The organism is Arthrobacter sp. 10N43 (genome assembly GCF_056394525.1).
In genome coordinates this window covers 18,257-35,629 of sequence record NZ_JBFTIA010000008.1, presented here as the reverse complement: position 1 = coordinate 35,629, position 17,373 = coordinate 18,257, and the positions used below count along the sequence as shown (strand labels likewise).

The window sequence follows — 17,373 nt, the reverse complement described above, 5'->3', positions numbered from 1 at the left end:
CTTCCTAGCCCGAAGCCCTGAGCCGGTCCATAAAACGCAGCGACTCTGCAACTATCTGCTGCTGCGCCTCGTTGCGGCGGATGCCCGGCTCGCCGTCCCCGGGCTGCTCACCGTAGTCCCCGAAGAACGCGTGCACGCCGCCCACCACCGTTGCGTAGGTGGTGGTTGGCGGGAGCAGAGACCTCGACGCCGCGATCTTCTCCGGGGTGCTCAGGGCATCGTTTGAGCCGGAGATGGAGAGTACCGCGAGGCCCTGCGCGTCCTTCATGTTCTCTGCGGGGTAAGAAGCAAAGAGAAGCAGCCCGGCGACGTCGTGATTCGACGCCGCGAAGGATGATGCGCTCACGCCTCCCAACGAATGACCACCGACGGCCCAGGAAACGATTTCGGGATGCCGGTCCATGACTGCACGGGCCTGGTCGGTGTCCAGCAGGGAGACGCCAAGGGGTACTTTCAGGATGACGACTAAATGACCCGCGGCCGCGAGCGGCTGCAACAGGTCCTGATAGGCGTGCGCGTCGACCCTGGCGCCGGGGTAGAAGACGAGGCCCGTGGTGGCTTTGCCCGCCGGGGCAAGGGTGATCGAAGTGGCGTCTTCTGTGGCACTTGACCCGGCGGTCGCGGTCGCGGTGGGTCCATTGACCGGGACCGTCTTCCCGAGTTCGGGGTGGTGGGGGAACGGGCTGAGCCATATCAGCGCCGCCACGAAACCGAGGATCGTGAGCCTGCCTGCGATCCCTCGGACCAGTTGCCAGGTGGAAATAGCGCCGCTGCGCTGTTGTCTGTCGCGGAACAACCGGCGTCGGACCAGGACCAACGCCCAAACGCTCCCCAGTGCGACGGCCGCCAAGAGGAGAGTCGGCAGGGCGGGGTGGCCGCCGACGACAGCCGGGTTGCTGAGCAGCATCCAGAGCGGAACCACAATCAGGGCAGCCGCGGCGAGAGCGCCGCTCCAGTTCAGGATCGAGGACTTCCACAAAGTGGGGTTGGGCCCTGTGGGGACGGGACCGGGGGCTTCGGTGGGGTCCTCAGGACGAAGAGGTTGGCCTTCCTTCACGGCTTGATGATATCTCCGTGGCGGCGGAACCCGATGGTGTCCCGGCGCGAGAAAACCCGGCACCGGTCCGATCAGAGGCCGCTGCGCCCCACCCACAGCCCATGCAGCAGCGGAAGCACCGACGCGATCATCAGGACATTGCCGAGCACCATGTCATCCGCGCGGACCACGGAGCCGGAAACCAGGAGAGCGCCGAAGATCAGCGCCGCTGCCGATCGCTGCGCCGTGCGGTCGAGCCGTGCCAGCTGCCGCTCAAGGCGCGGATTGACCACCGACAGTGAACCCTCCTCGACCCGGGTGAGCACCCCATCCAGGCGTTTCGGCAGACCCAGCGCCATCCCGGCTGCATCGAGCGCCTGCTGGGCAACGTCCTGCACGATGTTGCCGCGCTCGTCGCGCAGCAGTTGCGCCGCATAGGGTTCGACCGAGTCCCACAGATTGAAGCGGGCGTCCAGCGAGCTGCACACACCAGAGGTCAGGGACATGGCCCGGATGATGAGCAGGAAGTTTTCCGGGAACTGGAAAGGCAAGGACCGGACAGTGTCGCCGAACTCCACCGCGAACTCCCGGAACTCTCGGGGGTCCACTTCGCGCAGCTCGGCGAAGCCCATCCCGCCAAAGCGGGCGAAGAGGTGGGTCATTGCTCGCTCAAGCTCCGCAGTGTCGGCCGAAGGCACCAGCACACCGACGTTCCGGATGGCGGCCACCAGGCCCTTGCCGTCACGCGAAGCGGCCGCGATGAGCAGCTTTCGCAGGCCGCTGCGTGTGCTCGGCGGGATCTCGCCCATCATGCCGAAGTCGATGAAGGTCAGCTTCCAGGGGTGCGCTGCGGATGGATGCGTAGCCGGCGTGACGAAGATGTTGCCCGGGTGCGGATCGGCGTGGAAAAACCCGGTGGTGAACATCTGGTCGAACATAACGGAGGCAAAAACCGGGGCGACCTGCGCCGGGTCGATACCGGCGGCCAGCAGCGCCACCGAATCCGTGATTTTGATCGCTGTCACGTCTTCGAGGGTGAGCACGCGGCGGGTGCTTCGCTCCCAGACGACGCCGGGCACCTCCACCCGGGCGTCATCGGCAAAATCGACCCCGAACCGCTCCGCATTCGCCCCCTCATTCAGGTAGTCGATTTCCTCAAGGCTGGTCTGGGCAAACTCCTCGACCAGGGCGGGCATGTCAGCACGATCGGACACCAGGCGCACGTGGCTGAGCCATCCGCCCACTTTGCGCAGTGCGGCAAGGTCGACGTCGACAATGGCGTTGATGCCCGGCCGCTGTACCTTCAGAACCACGCGGTCGAGACCGGTGTCGGCGGCATCGTCCGGGCGAAGCCTGGCCCGGTGCGCCTGCCCGAGGGACGCTGCCGCGATCGGTGTCTCCTCGATGGAGGCGAACAACCGCTCCAGCGGCGCGCCGAGTTCAGCTTCGGCGAGGGTGCGGATCGCGGAAAAGGAAACCGGGGGCACTTCGTCCTGCAGCCCCTCGAGTTCCTTGGTGATCTCGGGCGGCAGCACGTCGAGCCTGGAGGACAGGAACTGTCCGACTTTGATCATGAGTCCGCCGAGGTCCACCGCCAACGCATGGAAGCGCTGCGCGAAGCGCCGCATCCTCTTCGACCTGCTGCGCTCGGCAATCCTCACCAGCCCGATGCGGGGGAGGAGCAGCTCAAACCACCAGGTCACCGCGAGATGCCACGCGGCGAAACGCAGGATGCGGCGGTAACGGGCCCGGTGGTTCCCGGCGCCGGGGACCGGAGCTGCCCGGTCCCGGCTATCGGATGTCACTCCTGTCAGCCCTGGGCGAGGATAGCGTACAGCCGGCGGCGCGCGTCATTGAGCACCGCGACGGCCGCCTGCACCTGCTCCGGCGTGCCGGTGCGTCCCACTTGGGAGGCGGCCTGCGCGAGCTCGACGCCCGCCCTGGGCAGCGCCGCGAACCCGGCACCCGATGCTGGACCCGACGTCTCCCAGGGCGCCGACATGCCGGCAGCTACTTCCTCGCGGCCCGCCTCCGTCAGGGAATAGATCTTGCGGCCGTTGGACTCCTCAGCGCGGATAATTTCCTCGTCGGCCAGCAGTTGGAGGGTTGGATAGACGGAGCCAGCGCTCGGCTTCCAGGTCCCGCCGCTGCGTTCCTCGATTTCGCGAATAATCTGATACCCGTGCATTGGCCGCTCGGCGAGCAGTCCCAGAACAGCCGAGCGCACCTCGCCGCGCCCCGCCCGGGATCCCGAGCGCTTCTCGAACTTCGAACGCAGTTCCTCGACGGCCTGCCACATGCTGTCGATATTGTTGCCGCCAAATCCGCCTGCCGCGTGTGAATTGCGCATCATGCTCTCCTCGGGAAGATCGCGAACGATATACAGCGATAGTCAACGATACATGCGAAAAAATGCGAAACCAAGAGGGACGGCGGCCCGCTCAGGGGTCAAGAAGCGGCCCCTGTAGTTGGCCATGGCGGTTTACCAGCGCCGGCAGTGCCACCCGACCCGGGTCAAGGACTGTCGGGGTGCCGAGCCCGGCCCAGGGGTCGGTCTGGTCGGGGGGCGTCAGTTCAGCGCCCGGGTGCCTTCCGGGAGCACCCCGCCGGCCAGCAGTTCCGCCGTCGCGTCGGCCAATGCCGTCAGCGCCACGCGCTGGGTCCACGGGCCGTAGGAAATGCGGGCCACGCCAAGTTCCTGCAGTTTCGTAGGCGCGAGGGAGCCGGGCACGTTGATGACCGAAATCTTGTTCCAGCCGATTCCTTCCACCAGCGCCGTGACGGTGGCCTCATCCAGCAGCCCGGGCACGAACACCGTCGTAGCACCCACGTCGAGGAACGCCCGGCCGCGCTCAATGGCATCGGCCAGTACGGCGGCCGGGTCGCGGTCGCCGGCCTTGAGGAAGGCGTCGGTGCGGGCGTTGAGGACGAAGTCGATGCCCTCGCTCTCGGCGGCGCGCACGGCCGCGCTCATCTGCTCGACGGCCTCGGCGAGCGGGCGCATCTGGTCTTCGATGTTGGCTCCGACAACGCCGGCGCCGATCGCCTTGCGCACCGTTTCCCCGGGGTTCCCGTATCCGGCTTCGAGATCGGCGCTGACGGGCAGCGACGTAGCGGAGGCAATGAGCCCGACGGCGGCGATCATTTCGTCCACCGGGATGTGCTCGCCGTCCTCGTAGCCATGAGAGGCAGCGATGGAGTGGCTGGCCGTGGCCAACGCCTTGGTTCCGGGAACGTGGGCGACCACTTTCGCGGTGATCGCGTCCCAGACGTTGATGACCTGGAGGATCTCCGGGGCGTAGTGGAGACGGAGCAGTTCTGCGGCTTTGGGGGCATGGGAACGCACGTTTTCTGTCATCCCCCGAGCCTAACCGGGGTCCGAAGCACCCGAAAGAGTCCCTAGCCGGCCGCCGAAGAGGCCGTGGAACCCGCGGGCTGAGTCTGCCAGGGCCACCGCCCGGTGATTTCGAGCTCGAGCGAGAAACTCAAGAAGGTCCGGATGAGCACGATGATGGCCAGCACGCCAACGCTCTCGAAGGTTGGCGTCACGGCAACGGTGCGGATGATGTCGGCCGCGACCAGCAGTTCCAGGCCAAGGAGGATGGAGCGGCCCAGCAGCTGCCGGTAGGACCGGTAGACGGAGAGCGGCTTGGATCCCGCGGGCAGGCGCCTGGGCTGGATTCCCCGCAGCGCCATGGGGATGGACACGATGGCGCCGATCACCATGACGGCGACGCCAGCGAAGTCCATGAAGCCGCCGACCGTCTCAATGATGTGCTGAAAATCCATGGTCCTCCTCAGGGAAAGTGGGCGGCGAGCTCAAAAGGGGCCTTACGGGTGCCGGACGCCGGTGCCGGCGAGAATGGCTCGGTAGCCTTCCCGGAAACTCGGGTACTGAAATTCGAAACCTGTGCTGCGAAGCAGCCCGTTGCTGGCCCGCTTGTTGCCGCCGCGCGACGGTTCGCCGCGCGCCGCCGAATTCTCTCCCGACGCCGGGCCACCGCCCGTCGTATCCACAAACTCCGACGCCGGCCGGGGGAGTCCCAGCTCTTCCGCCAGGAAGCCCAGCACTTCGCCGAGCTCGGCCGGTTCGTTGTCCACGCCGAGATACACGGGCCCGGGAACAGAGTCCATGGTGCACAGGTGGACGATTGCGGCGGCGGCGTCGTCCCGGTGGATTCGGTTGGTGAAGCGCGACGCCGCCGGAATGACGGCGCTTCCGCCGCGGACCTGGTCGATCAGTCGCGTCCGTCCCGGGCCGTAGATCCCGCCGAGCCGGAGCACCACCGGGGTGATACCGGTGCCGCGCAGGCGGCTATAGAGGAGCTCCTCGGCTTCGCGGATGATGCGGCCTGAGAATCCGCCGGGTTCCGGCGTCGTGCGTTCATCAATCCAGCCGCCGCCGGCGTCGCCATAAACGGCGGTGGAGGACACAAAGAGGACCCGGCGGACGCTGGGACCGGACGCCAGGACTGCGTCCAGCACATGGGCGAGACCGTCCACATAGGCGGTCCGGTAGGCGTCCTCGGTCGGGGAATCCGCGGCGATCGCGACGACGACGGCGGTGGTGTCCGCCGGGATGGGCGGCAGCTCGCCGGAGCCCAGGTCGGCCGCAACCCCCTGGATGGCGGCCGGAAGTTTCTCCGGCGACCTGCGCCATCCCACCACGCGGTGGCCAGCCGCCGCGAAACGCAGCCCGGCCTCGGTGCCTAGATCGCCGCAACCGGCCAACAGAACAGTCATGAGGCCAGTCTGCCAGCCTTCAGGAATCCCCACGGACAGGCTTGAGAAAATCTTGAACTGATCTTGTCGCCCACTGCGGCCTTGCCTTGAAGGAGCCCCGGCATTGTTGTAGGAGTCAGCCAGGGGGCTGGCGGACACAACATACGTCGCCCGGCCAACCACGGCCGGCTCCACGAAACGGAAAATCCCATGGGTCTCAACCTCAAGTCCACGTCCAGCAAGGTCCTGGCCTCCGCCGCCCTCCTCGCCGCAGCTGCCGGTGTGGCCGGGATGGGTACCTACGGTGGCTTCACCGCCAGCACCTCGGCTTCCGCCGCCGTCAATTCAGCGACCGTAAATTTGGCTGGTGGTGCCAACGACCGACTCAATGTTGCAGCCTCCGGAACCATCCCCGGTGACTCCATCCAGCGGGCTGTCACCTTGGTCAACAACGGCGATCAGAACCTGACCGGGATCACGCTCACGACTTCCGCCACAACGTCATCCATCCTGGACACGGACGGATCGAACGGCCTCCAGATGCAGATTGACAGCTGCCCTGTGGCCTGGACCGAAGCTGGCACGGCTCCTTCCTTCACTTACACGTGCTCATCGGGTACTCCCACCACCGTCCTGTCCGCTCGTCGGGTGGTTGGGGTCAACGCGCTGCCGGGCACCCTGAAATCCCTGACTGCGGGCAGCACCGACTTCCTTCGCGTCACCATGTCGGTTCCGGCATCGGCGGACAATACCTTCCAGGGCAAGAACAGCTCCATCAAGTTCAGCTTCGACGCCGCATTCCGCGCCGCCACCAACAAGTAACTAGGCTCCGGGGGCTCAATCCGGCCCGGTCTCGGCCGGACTGGGCCCCCGGTTTTTATTCGTACTATCCACACCGGCAGGAGGAACGATCCCGTGAGTGCAGCAATCAACCTGGGTCCGAGGGAATCAATTGACCTCCCATCGGCAGGCGGGACCGTCCGTGAGAGCGCCGTCCGTGAGAGCACAGTCCAGGACGCTCCACGGCGGATTCATGGACGACGCCGGGCCGGACGCCCGGCGCCTGCTCGCGGCGGCTTCATGCCCAAAGCGGTTGGCTGGGCCGCACGTGGACTCTTTACGGTCGTTCTCGTCGCCGCCGCACTGGTATTCCTCTTCCTCGCCGTTGGTCCGCGCTTCCTGAACTACCAGACGTCCACCATGCTCACCGGAAGCATGTCGCCGGGGATCAACCCGGGCGACGTCGTTGTCAGCGTGAGGACGCCGGTCTCCGAGCTGAAGGTTGGGGACGTCATCACCTACAGCATCCCGATTGACGATCACCGGATCGAAACCCACCGGGTGGCCAGCATCAAACGCGACAACGCCGGTACCGCGTCCGTGACCACCAAGGGTGACGCCAACCCGGGGCCGGATCCCTGGACTGCTGTCCTGTCTGAGGACTACGTCTACACCCAAGCGGGCGTCGTACCGTATCTTGGCGACGGCATTAGGGCCTTGCGCCAGCCGCTGGTCCAGTCCGTGCTCCTTTACGGCGGGTCTGCGCTGCTGGTGATCGTCGTGCTGTCGGCGATCTGGCGGAAGCCTGCCGACGTGGCTTCCGAAGGGACGCCCGCCACGGAAGCCGTCAAGGGCGCCGGCTCTGAAGAGAGCAGGGGATGACCGGCCACAGCCTGGTCCTGGATACCCGGCAGATCGACAAGCTCTCCTATGAACTGGATTCCCGGTCCTTCGCCGAAGGCTTCGTTGGCCGTTTCCTCGAAGCCTTGCCGGACCGGCTGGAGACCATTCACCGCAGCCTGCTCGAAGGCAAGAGCGAGGGGGCCCTGGTCGCGATCCTCAGCGTGGCCACCTCGGCGGCGATGGCCGGAGCCACGCAGCTCGAAGGCAGGAGCCGTGCGATCGAGCGGAGCCTCCGGGCCGGCGACCTGGATTCTGCCCGGAGCGGTGCCAGGGTTCTGGACTCCAACGCTGCGGACTTTGCCCGGCAGGTGGGCATTCTGCTTAGTTCCGCGAAACCTTAGGTCCGCAAAGCCTGCCTAGTTCCGCGAAGCCTGCACAGCAGGGGACGTGGCCTGTGCTGCGGACGCCTGTGCCGAAGCGGGCAGCGTGACCACCACGGTAGTGCCGCCGTCGGGTCCCGCACCGATCTCCAGTCGTCCGCCATGCGCCTTTGCGATCCGCAGGCAGGTTGCCAGTCCCAGCCCGGAACCCGGCGGATCGTCGTCGCGGTGCAGCCGGGCCAGCGGTTCGGTAACGCGGTCCCGGTCCCGCACCGGGATGCCCTTGCCGTTGTCCGTCACCCGAACCTCGACGCCGTCGGGGACAGCTGCTGCCGTGACGAGGATTCTCGGCGGGACGCCCGGGCGGTGGTAGGCCATGGCATTGTGGATGAGGTTTTGCAGGAGGACACGCAGTTGTCCGGCGTCGGCTTCCAGGACGAACTCTGTAACTTCGACTTCCGCCCCGGCGTCCTTGAGGGCCAGAACCAGATCCTCTTCAATGTCCCGGACCACGCCCCGGAGCGACACGGGCTGTAGGCGGAGCGTTCCGCCGATGCGGGAAAAGGACAGAATGTCATCCACCATGGCCAGCATGCGGCGGGACGTCCGGCCAATGATGCCGAACTCTTCAGCGTCCGCGGACTGCTGCAGCTCAGCCAGCTCGGTGAACCCGATGATGCTGGTCAGCGGGTTGCGCAGATCATGGCTGATGCGGCCGGCAAAGGATTCCAGCAGATCGTTGCTGCTGCGTGCCTCTGCCAGGCTCCGGGCGAGCATCCGGGCGTGGTGCTGCAGCTCGAGTACGGACACCACTTGGGCGGCGATGATCTCAAGGGCAGTCTGCTTTTCGGGGGAGAGTCCGGCGGGCGCGAGCGAGAAGACACACAGCGACCCGAGCACGAATCCGCTCGTCGTGGTGAGCGGGACCGATGCGTAGAACCGGATGGCAGCAACCTGTCCCGTGACAAAGGGGTGGTCCCGGAACATCGGATCCTGCGACGCGTCAGGCACCACAGTGGTCCCGCCGCTGAGGAAGACGCGGCTGCACATCGACTCTTCGCGTGAACACACCCCGGGGTCGATCCCCATGGCGGCGATGTGATGCTGCTCGTCTTCGGTAATGATGTTGACGACGCCGAACGGGATTCCTGTGGTGGTCGTGGCAAGGCTGAGTAGGTTCTGGAGTTGTCGTCGAGTGTCGGGGGTACTGGCTGCCAACGCGGCGGTCTGCTGTTCAAGCTGGGGCAGGCCGTACTCCGCGAGCACGGACCGGCGCAGGGGCCCGGCTTCGTGGTCCCGCGGGGCAGGGGCTGGCGGTGACGCGGCCAGCTAGCCCACCCCTTCGGCCGGGGCCATCCGATATCCGACGCCCCGTACCGTGCGGATGAACCGTGGTTCGCGGCCTTTGTCGCCCAGTTTCCTGCGCAGGTTGCCGATATGGACCTCCACGAGGTGCTCGTCCATGGGCCACTCGGTGCCCCATACCTTGGTCAGCAGGGCCTTTCGTGTCCAGACCCGGCGCGGCGCGCCGGCCAGGGCTTCCAGGAGATCGAATTCGGTGCGCGTCAGCACCAGTTCGACGCCGTCCAGCGACGCGGCCCGGCCTTCGACCTCCACCACGAGCGGACCGTGACGGACGACGCCGGCGTCGTCATGCCGGCGGTCATGACCCGCTGCGACGGCGGGGTTGCCGGCAGGAGCGGCGGGCGGGTTGCCGGGCGGGTTGTGGGGTGCTGCGTCGCTTGCCCGGCGACGGGGAGGCTCTGGCGGGGCGGACGCGGCGTCGGCAACCGGCACGGCATCGCTTGCCCGGCGACGTGGTGTGCCGTTCGGGCCGGCTGGCGTCCCGGCGTTCATCCCGGCTGATGGGTCGGTGGCCCGGGGCATGAAGTCAGTGGCCCGGCGCTGCGGTGTGGGGCGTTGCGGGGTTGGCCGGTGGCGGCGCAAGACCGCCGTCACCCGGGCCTGCACGGTGCGGGGGCTGAACGGCTTGCTGATAAAGTCGTCGGCGCCGGTTTCCAGGCCGATCAGTTCGTCGATCTCGTCCACCCGGGCCGTAATCATGAGGACGTAAGCCTCGGAAAACTTCCGCATCCGGCGGCATACTTCGACGCCGTCGAGATCGGGAAGGTTGAGGTCCAAAGTCACCACGTCAGGGCTGTTTTCCTGGATGCTCACCAGCGCGTCGGACCCGGAGGCCGCCTCAAAAACGGCAAACCCCTGCATCTCGAGTGTCCGGCGCAGCAGCAGCCGAACGTCGGCGTCGTCATCCACGACCACAGCCCGCAGTTGACTCACGGAACCACCCAAACCCCAGCTTCTAAGACGATGAGACCTCTTGTGCGGCTGTGACCCCTTGAGTCACAGCGTGTGACACAAGCCCCAAGGGCCACGGTGGATTTAGGCTAACACGGTTTTCTTGAGCAAATGTTGAAGTTTTTCGCGGCATTGGGTTGAAACTGCCCTGCCAGAGTAGGAGCTATTGGATCGCCAGTTCTGACAGGAAGCGCAATCAGTGAACGTCGCCCAGCCCACTCCGGCAGCCCCGCGGGTCAAGCCCGCCCGGCTGGCGCGACTGCGCGGGCTGCTCGCCGTCCCGGTGGCCGCGGCTCTGGTCCTGGGCGCACCCGGCCTGGCTTATGCGGCGTTCACAGCCAAAACCACCGCCTCCCTCAGCGTCGGAACGTACAAGGTTCCCGCGCCGGCGTCGATCGATGGCACGCTGCAGTGCAACGTTCGTGGAGCGAAGGGTGCCGGCATCACGTTCACGGTTTTTGCCGAGGTAGACCGTGCCACGGGCTATACGGCCACGCTGACGCCGCCCACCGGTTCGCCGTCGGTGGTCCCGCTGACCGGGTCAGGCCAGAATCAGGTGACCATGGGTTCCAACATCGGCAAGGGAACCTATACCTTCACCCTGACGGCGAAGGTCGGTTCCTGGACCGGGACAGCGCTGCAGCAGACCGTCACCTGCTGACGGGTCCTGAACTGCCGCGTGTGGCGCCCGACGCCGGCGCCACGTCGGGCGGCCACCTTGCCCGGGTGTCGGGCGGTTACGTTGCCGGGGCGGCGAGCGGCCACGCCGCCCGCATCGCGTCCGCTACCTTGCCGGAATCGGGAAGAACGCCCTCGGGTCCTGCAGCAGGGCGGGGTAATCAAAGGCGGAACGGTCCACGATCTCGTCCACCTGGAAGTTGCGGGCGAACTGGCCGTCCACGGTGATCGGACGGCCCAGGACCTTGCCGATGGCGAAGGAACTGCCGCCATTGACCGGGATGGCGACCACGGAGTTGCCGGGAAGGGTGGTGAACGCCTCTTCCTGCTGCTGGCGCTTGCGGGTGGGCTTCTTGACAAGCTGCTTCGGGGGCACCTTGCGGACCTTCGGGCGGCGCGAGCCGGAATCGGCGTAGACGAACTGGTAGTCGTCCTCGTCCGCGGCCTTGGCGCGTCCCACGGGCGGCAGGCTGATGGTCTTCAGCTGCTCGGGCCCGGTGTCGCCGAGCGGCAGGCGCAATACCCACATGCGCTCGCCGGCGGGATCCTCGGGCAGGAGCTCGTGCTTGGGCTCGGGCCAGACGTATTCGAGGTCCGGATCCGTGCCCGGGAAAACTTTGGAGTAGAACCGCGGATCCTTGGCAACGAGCCGGGAGCGGTGGCTGAGGTGGAGATCCTCGTTGCCCAGCCACGGCGGCATGGGGATTTTGGCGGCGTAGCCGGGGTGGGCCGCCTGCGGGGCGAACTCCATGATCTTCTCGCGGGTGGTGTCCTCGCCGCCGCGGGACGTCCATTCATCCACCATGGCCAGGCCGTACATGGTCAGCGCGGGAACGTACCCCATCCACATCCGGATGGCCGGGTGCGAGTGCCAGCCGTACTCCGGGATCACCAGCGCACGCAGGATCTGCAGCGCCTCAACACGCTGCTTGCCGAGCCGCATGCGGTCCAAAGCCGCGGCACTCTGCTGGAAATCGGGGAAGGGGAGGAAAGTCTGCATCTCTCCAGTTTGAGGCCACGGGACGAAACCACCAATTGCACGGGACCGCGCGTGCGCATGTTCACATTTTGGAATGAAGCAGACAGCTCATTACGGAAGGGCGTAATATAGCAGGACCCCAACAATGCCGCCCGGAGGACACGCCATGAATCCAGCCCCCGTTTTGCCGTTTGTGCCGAAATACGGCCAATTGCTCGGACCGGAAGCGAACGGCATCCTGGTGCTCGAGGAAGTCATCCTTGACCCGGTGGCAGCCCGTAAGGAACAGCATGGGTTCCGTGCCGCAATGGCATCGTTCGCGCTGACCATGCGGCGGATAGTGGCGCTGCGCCTCTGCATCGCCGTTGTGGCGATCGCCAACCTGCCCCTCTTTCTGCTCAACACGGGCTGGTGGATCTACGCGGTGTCACTGACCCTGGTGGTTGGGGTCCACGCGGCGGTGTCCTGGCTGAACCGCCACGAGCCGCGGATCCGGCAGCGGCGCATGCTCGAGCTGCATCTGCACCGTGAACGGAGCGACAACTACCGCAAAGTCCGGGACGCAGTGAAGTACGTCATCGACGCCCCTGCCCGGGTGAACGAAAACCTTTACCTGGAGCTCCTCGCCGCGAAGCGGGTGGCACTGCACCTGGCCATGGGCACGGTGGCCCTGTTGGACACGAGCGACGACTCCGCGTGGAAACTCCAGATTGTCCGCGAACTACCGCAGGCCGCCTGAGCTGCACGGCTCACCTAAGCTGCACGGCTCACCCAGGCAGCACAGCTAACCAAAGCACCACGACGCCGGAGCGTCCCCTTGCGGGATCGCTCCGGCGTCGTACTTTAAGGCGTCGTGCTTTGGCCGGAAAGCCCTAGGCGGGAAGCTGCAGCACCTGGCCCGGGAATACCAGGTGGGGGTTGCTGATGGTCGCAACGTTCGCGTCCGCCAGCGACTGCCATCCACCGGCGATGTTGAGCTTCCCGGCGATCGTGCTCAGGGTCTCGCCGCTCCGGATGGTGTAGGTGGCACCACTCACAGCCACCGGTGCCACGTGGCGTGGTGCCGGGAGGGCTGCCTTGGGCGCTGCCTGCCGGACGGGCACTGTGGCTTGCGTGTAAGCGGCGGCGGGCTGCCGGGCTGCGGCTGCGCCCTGCGGAGCTGCCGCGCCGCCGCGCAGGCCCAGCTTCGCGGCACAGGCCGGCCACGCGCCCCAACCCTGCTTGGCCTGCACTTTCTGTGCAACGGCGATCTGCTGTTCACGGCTGGCGTTCGCCGCGGATCCCGTGCCGCCATGGGCCGCCCACGTACTCTGGCTGAATTGCAGGCCGCCCGCGTAGCCGTTCCCTGTGTTGGTGTTCCACTTGCCGCCGCTTTCGCACTGGGCAAGCGAATCCCAGACGGACGCAGTGGTGTGCGACGGGACAGCAGCGTTAGCGGAGGTTGCGGAGAGTGCGACGGCGGCCAGCGAAACTGCCGCCAGGGTGATGCCGCGGCGCGCGGCAGTGCCATAGGTGAGATTTTTCATGGTCGGATGCTCCTGAGGGCCACCAGCGCTCGGTCCGTCGCGGACGTTGTCGCGCCACTGCCCGCCCCTGACAATAGAGGTCATATGCGGTGTCTACCGGTCGGGCAGTATCTGGTGGTGGTAGCACCGGGCATGCAATGCCCGGTTGCCGGGCATGGAATCAGATTAAGCGAGGCACGGTCCGTTATCAAGACGTTATTTTTGATGGTTTTGCCGTTATCATCTCGTCGCCGGGCGCAGGCGATCATGTTCGCGTGAATCAGCTGCCGAGCATCGCCGCCAGGTACGGGGCGGTCCGGCTGAGCTTGGAACCAGCGACGGCGTCGGGAGTTCCGGTCGCGATGATCTGGCCACCGGCGTCCCCACCCGCCGGGCCGAGGTCGATCACCCAGTCCGCCGCAGCCACCACATCCATGTCGTGTTCGACCACAATGACGGTATTGCCCGCGTCCACGAGCCGGTGGAGCTGGGCCATGAGGAGCTGGACATCGGCCGGGTGCAGCCCGGTGGTGGGCTCGTCCAGCAGGTACAGGGAGTGGCCCCGCTGGGCGCGCTGCAGTTCGGTGGCGAGTTTGATGCGCTGGGCCTCGCCGCCGGAGAGTTCGGTGGCCGGCTGGCCGAGGCGAAGATACCCCAGACCCACCTCGCGCAGCGTTTGCAGGCTGCGCGCCGCTGCCGGCACGCCGTCGAGGAATTCTGCGGCGGCGTTGACCGTCAGGCCCAGCACCTCTGCCACGTTCTTGCCGCGGTACGTCACCTCGAGGGTTTCCGGGTTGTAGCGCGAGCCGTCGCACTCGGGGCAGGGGCCGTAGCTGCCGGGCAGGAAGAGCAGCTCCACGGCCACGAAGCCTTCTCCCTGGCAGGTCTCGCAGCGGCCGCCGGCAACGTTGAAGGAAAAGCGGCCGGCGCCGAAGCCCCGTGCCTTGGCCTGGTCCGTGGCTGCGAACTCCTTGCGGACTGAGTCGAAGAGGCCGGTGTAGGTGGCGAGGTTGGAGCGGGGGGTGCGGCCGATCGGTTTCTGGTCCACTTTGACGAGCCGGTCCAGCTGGTCCAGGCCCGACACCGGTCCAACACTGGCCGGTCCAACACTGAGCGCGCCGGCGGACGCACCGGCCTGGGCCTCCAGGTCCTCAACAGCGGGTGCCGCCTCGGCGCCGGTTTCCGGGTGCAACCGGGCGCCGACCACGTCGGCCAGGACCTGGCTGACCAGGGTGGACTTGCCGGAGCCGGAGACGCCGGTCACCGCGGTCAGCACACCGAGGGGGAAGTTGGCGTCGAGGTCTCGCAGGTTGTGCCTGCTGATGTCGCGCAGTTCGAGCCAGTCCGCGGCCTCCCGGCGGCTGCCGCCGCGGCCAGCACCGCCGCCGTCAGCGTTGGCGCGGCCGGCGGCGCGGCGAGCACCGCCGTCGTCCGCACCGCCGTCGTCCGCGCGCGGGCCCCCAGGTGACCCGTTCGGGAACAGGAACGGCCGGGTGACGGAGGAGTCGACGTCGGCGAGGCCGGCCACGGGCCCGCTGTAGAGCACTTCGCCGCCGCCTTCACCGGCGCGGGGACCCACATCCACGAGCCAGTCCGCGCGGCGGACGATGTCCATGTTGTGCTCCACCACGAACACCGAGTTGCCCGAGGACTTGAGCTGGTCCAGGACGGCCAGTAGGGGCTCGGCGTCGGCGGGATGCAGACCGGCCGAGGGCTCATCCAGCACGTAGATCACGCCGAACAGGCCGGAGCGGAGTTGGGTGGCGATCCGGAGCCGCTGCATTTCGCCGGGGGAGAGCGTGGGGGTGGCCCGGCCCAGGGCGAGGTAGCCCAGGCCGAGGTCCAGCAGCACCGTGACGCGCTGCAGGAGGTCGCGCGTGATGGCGACGGCCACCTCGTTGCCCTCGCCGGAGGACTGCTTGCGTGAGGCGGTTCCGGCCTTCGTGAGCTCGGTGGTGGGGCGGATGATGTCTGCCAGTTCCGTCAGGGGGACGGCGTTGAGCTCGGCGATGCTGCGCCCGGCGAAGGTGACGGCGAGGGCGGCGGGCGTGAGGCCGCTGCCGAGGCAGACCGGGCACGGGCCGGTTTCCATGAAGCGCAGTACCTTCTCGCGCATGGTGGTGCTCTTGGAATCGGCGAGCGTATGCAGCACGTAGCTCTTGGCGCTCCAGAACCGGCCTTTGTACGGCTTGGCGACCCGGTCGCGCTGGGGCGTTACTTCCACAACGGGCTGCTCCTCCGTGAACAGGATCCAGTCGCGGTCCTTTTTGGGCAGCTTCCGCCAGGGGGTGTCGACGTCGTGGCCCAGGTGGGTGAGGATGTCGCGCAGGTTCTTGCCCTGCCAGGCGCCGGGCCAGGCGGCGATGGCGCCGTCGCGGATGCTCAGCGAGGTGTCCGGGACCAACGAGGACTCGGTGACGGTGTGCGCGATTCCCAGGCCGTGGCATTCGGGGCAGGCGCCGGCGGCGGTGTTCGGGGAAAACGCGTCCGAGTCCAGCGGGCCGGCTCCCTCCGGATAGCTGCCGGCGCGGGAGAAGAGCATGCGCAGCGAGTTGGACAGCGTGGTGAGGGTGCCCACCGTGGACCGCGAACTCGGTGTCCCGCGGCGCTGCTGGAGCGCGACGGCGGGCGGCAGCCCGGTGATCATTTCCACCTTGGGGTTGTGCCCCTGCTGGATGAGGCGGCGGGCGTAGGGGGCTACGGATTCGAAGTAGCGGCGCTGTGCCTCGGCATAGATGGTGCCGAAGGCCAGCGAGGACTTGCCCGAGCCGGAGACGCCGGTGAAGGCGACGATCGCGTCGCGGGGCACGTCCACGTCCACATTGCGCAGGTTGTTCTCGCGGGCACCGCGCACCCGGACAAAGCCGTCCGTCGGCCTGCCGGGAACCAGATCAGGAACCAGATCGGGAACCGCGTCAGGAACCGCTTCGGGAAGGGGCGGCTGCGGCACATCGGAAGCATGCTGGTTGCTTTGCATTGATTCGACTCTATCGGTGATGCCCGGCGGGCATATCCTTACCGGATGGAAACGAACGACGCCGAGACTCGGCTTACGGAGACAGAGCCGGAAGAAGAACCGGAAGCGCCCGAGGCCGGCGAACCGCTCGCCCTCCCGGTCGCGGAACTGCACCTGCATATTGAAGGAACCCTGGAACCGGAGCTGATCTTCGCGCTGGCGGAACGCAACGGGATCCAGCTGCCCTATGCGGACCTGGACGAGCTGCGCTCGCGCTACGAGTTCACGGACCTGCAGTCCTTCCTGGACCTGTACTACGCCAACATGGCTGTGCTGCAGACGGAGCAGGACTTCGCGGACATGACCCGGGCCTACCTGACCCGGGCGGCGCTCGCCGGCGTCAGGCACGCCGAGATCATGCTGGACCCGCAAGCCCACCTCTCCCGCGGGGTATCGCTGGAGACGTGCGTCAACGGCGTGGCGTCGGTGCTGGCCGGATCCCGTGAAGAGTTCGGTATCTCCACCCTCCTGATCGCGGCCTTCCTGCGCGACCTCACCGAGGAATCGGCCCTCGAGGTGCTCGAGCAGCTGCTGGCGATGGACGCCCCCATCGCCGGAATCGGGCTCGACTCGGCCGAGGTGGGCAACCCGCCGGCGAAGTTCGAGCGGCTCTTCGCCCGGGCCAAGGAAGCCGGGCTGCACCGGATCGCGCACGCCGGCGAGGAGGGCCCGCCGTCGTACATCATCGATGCGCTGGACATCCTCGAAGTGGAGCGGATCGACCACGGCATCCGCTGCATGGAAGATCCGGACCTGGTGGAACGGCTGGTGGACGAGCTCGTGCCGCTGACCGTGTGCCCGCTGTCCAACGTGAGGCTCCGGGCCGTGGACACGCTGGCCGAGCACCCGCTGCCGGCGATGCTCGCGGCGGGGCTGAACGTCAGCGTGAACTCGGACGATCCCGCGTATTTCGGCGGGTACGTGGACGACAACTTCGCGCAGCTCAAATCGGTGATCGGCCTGTCCGAGTTCGACTGCGTGCGGATGGCCGCGAACTCGATCCGTTCATCCTTCGCCAGCGAGGAACGCAAAGCCGAGCTGCTGGCAGACCTGGCCGCGTCAGGGCACTAACCCCGCGTTGCCCTATCAGATAGGGTCCCTAAAACGGGCGGATAGGG

General features: G+C 67.0%; 17 protein-coding genes. 6 read left to right on the top strand and 11 right to left on the bottom strand.

What is annotated here, in order from left to right; translation table 11 throughout:
• Positions 1 to 4: 4 nt before the first annotated feature.
• From AC1DDO_RS15795 to AC1DDO_RS15770, 6 genes are all read right to left on the bottom strand, one after another.
• Positions 5 to 1,057 carry an alpha/beta hydrolase gene (locus AC1DDO_RS15795; RefSeq protein ID WP_476867204.1) on the bottom strand — a complete coding sequence of 351 codons (1,053 nt, stop codon included), beginning with the start codon at positions 1,055 to 1,057 and terminating at the stop codon, positions 5 to 7.
• A 71-nt stretch (positions 1,058 to 1,128) separates the two neighbouring features.
• Positions 1,129 to 2,841 (bottom strand): ABC1 kinase family protein, encoded by a 1,713-nt coding sequence (locus AC1DDO_RS15790; RefSeq protein WP_476867203.1) that lies wholly within the window; start codon positions 2,839 to 2,841, stop codon positions 1,129 to 1,131.
• 5 nt (positions 2,842 to 2,846) lie between these two features.
• A complete protein-coding gene (locus tag AC1DDO_RS15785; protein WP_476867298.1) occupies positions 2,847 to 3,386 on the bottom strand; it encodes a PadR family transcriptional regulator in 540 nt (179 codons plus the stop codon).
• 219 nt (positions 3,387 to 3,605) lie between these two features.
• Positions 3,606 to 4,394, bottom strand: a complete 789-nt coding sequence (locus AC1DDO_RS15780; protein ID WP_476867202.1) for an isocitrate lyase/PEP mutase family protein — start codon at positions 4,392 to 4,394, stop codon at positions 3,606 to 3,608.
• A 41-nt stretch (positions 4,395 to 4,435) separates the two neighbouring features.
• Complete coding sequence (locus AC1DDO_RS15775; protein ID WP_476867201.1) at positions 4,436 to 4,825, bottom strand: DUF1622 domain-containing protein; 390 nt, start codon at positions 4,823 to 4,825, stop codon at positions 4,436 to 4,438.
• Between the two features lie 42 nt (positions 4,826 to 4,867).
• Positions 4,868 to 5,779 (bottom strand): SDR family oxidoreductase, encoded by a 912-nt coding sequence (locus AC1DDO_RS15770; protein WP_476867200.1) that lies wholly within the window; start codon positions 5,777 to 5,779, stop codon positions 4,868 to 4,870.
• A gap of 189 nt (positions 5,780 to 5,968) precedes the next feature.
• Between AC1DDO_RS15770 and AC1DDO_RS15765 the strand changes: the two genes are divergently transcribed.
• The 3 genes from AC1DDO_RS15765 to AC1DDO_RS15755 all read left to right on the top strand — a co-directional run bounded on the left by AC1DDO_RS15765 (position 5,969) and on the right by AC1DDO_RS15755 (position 7,782).
• Positions 5,969 to 6,580, top strand: coding sequence for a TasA family protein (locus AC1DDO_RS15765; RefSeq protein WP_476867199.1), 612 nt, complete (start codon positions 5,969 to 5,971; stop codon positions 6,578 to 6,580).
• Between the two features lie 258 nt (positions 6,581 to 6,838).
• Entirely contained in the window at positions 6,839 to 7,420 is a 582-nt protein-coding gene (locus AC1DDO_RS15760) for a signal peptidase I (RefSeq protein WP_476867198.1), read from the top strand.
• The gene (locus AC1DDO_RS15755; protein WP_476867197.1) at positions 7,417 to 7,782 is read left to right on the top strand and encodes an Hpt domain-containing protein; all 366 of its coding nucleotides are present in this window, start codon (positions 7,417 to 7,419) and stop codon (positions 7,780 to 7,782) included. The genes AC1DDO_RS15760 and AC1DDO_RS15755 overlap by 4 nt, the downstream gene beginning before the upstream one ends.
• Before the next feature lie 15 nt (positions 7,783 to 7,797).
• Here AC1DDO_RS15755 and AC1DDO_RS15750 read toward each other — a convergent pair whose 3' ends face one another.
• A complete protein-coding gene (locus tag AC1DDO_RS15750) occupies positions 7,798 to 8,979 on the bottom strand; it encodes an ATP-binding protein (RefSeq protein WP_476972232.1) in 1,182 nt (393 codons plus the stop codon).
• 111 nt (positions 8,980 to 9,090) lie between these two features.
• On the bottom strand, positions 9,091 to 10,059 hold the full coding sequence (locus tag AC1DDO_RS15745; RefSeq protein WP_476972231.1) for a response regulator transcription factor: 969 nt from the start codon (positions 10,057 to 10,059) through the stop codon (positions 9,091 to 9,093).
• Positions 10,060 to 10,276: 217 nt separating this feature from the next.
• On the opposite strand from AC1DDO_RS15745, the gene AC1DDO_RS15740 reads away from it, so the two are divergent.
• Positions 10,277 to 10,738, top strand: a complete 462-nt coding sequence (locus AC1DDO_RS15740) for a hypothetical protein (protein ID WP_476972230.1) — start codon at positions 10,277 to 10,279, stop codon at positions 10,736 to 10,738.
• A 123-nt stretch (positions 10,739 to 10,861) separates the two neighbouring features.
• Here AC1DDO_RS15740 and AC1DDO_RS15735 read toward each other — a convergent pair whose 3' ends face one another.
• Entirely contained in the window at positions 10,862 to 11,755 is an 894-nt protein-coding gene (locus tag AC1DDO_RS15735; protein ID WP_476972229.1) for an MSMEG_6728 family protein, read from the bottom strand.
• Between the two features lie 145 nt (positions 11,756 to 11,900).
• Between AC1DDO_RS15735 and AC1DDO_RS15730 the strand changes: the two genes are divergently transcribed.
• Positions 11,901 to 12,473 (top strand): hypothetical protein, encoded by a 573-nt coding sequence (locus AC1DDO_RS15730; RefSeq protein WP_476972228.1) that lies wholly within the window; start codon positions 11,901 to 11,903, stop codon positions 12,471 to 12,473.
• A 133-nt stretch (positions 12,474 to 12,606) separates the two neighbouring features.
• Here AC1DDO_RS15730 and AC1DDO_RS15725 read toward each other — a convergent pair whose 3' ends face one another.
• Positions 12,607 to 13,260: a transglycosylase family protein gene (locus AC1DDO_RS15725; RefSeq protein WP_476972227.1), complete on the bottom strand. Its 654-nt coding sequence runs from the start codon at positions 13,258 to 13,260 to the stop codon at positions 12,607 to 12,609.
• A 259-nt stretch (positions 13,261 to 13,519) separates the two neighbouring features.
• Positions 13,520 to 16,216: an excinuclease ABC subunit UvrA gene (locus AC1DDO_RS15720; RefSeq protein ID WP_476972226.1), complete on the bottom strand. Its 2,697-nt coding sequence runs from the start codon at positions 16,214 to 16,216 to the stop codon at positions 13,520 to 13,522.
• Positions 16,217 to 16,261: 45 nt separating this feature from the next.
• Here AC1DDO_RS15720 and AC1DDO_RS15715 point away from each other — a divergent pair, with 45 nt between their 5' ends.
• The gene (locus tag AC1DDO_RS15715) at positions 16,262 to 17,326 is read left to right on the top strand and encodes an adenosine deaminase (protein WP_476972225.1); all 1,065 of its coding nucleotides are present in this window, start codon (positions 16,262 to 16,264) and stop codon (positions 17,324 to 17,326) included.
• The last annotated feature ends 47 nt before the right edge of the window (positions 17,327 to 17,373 follow it).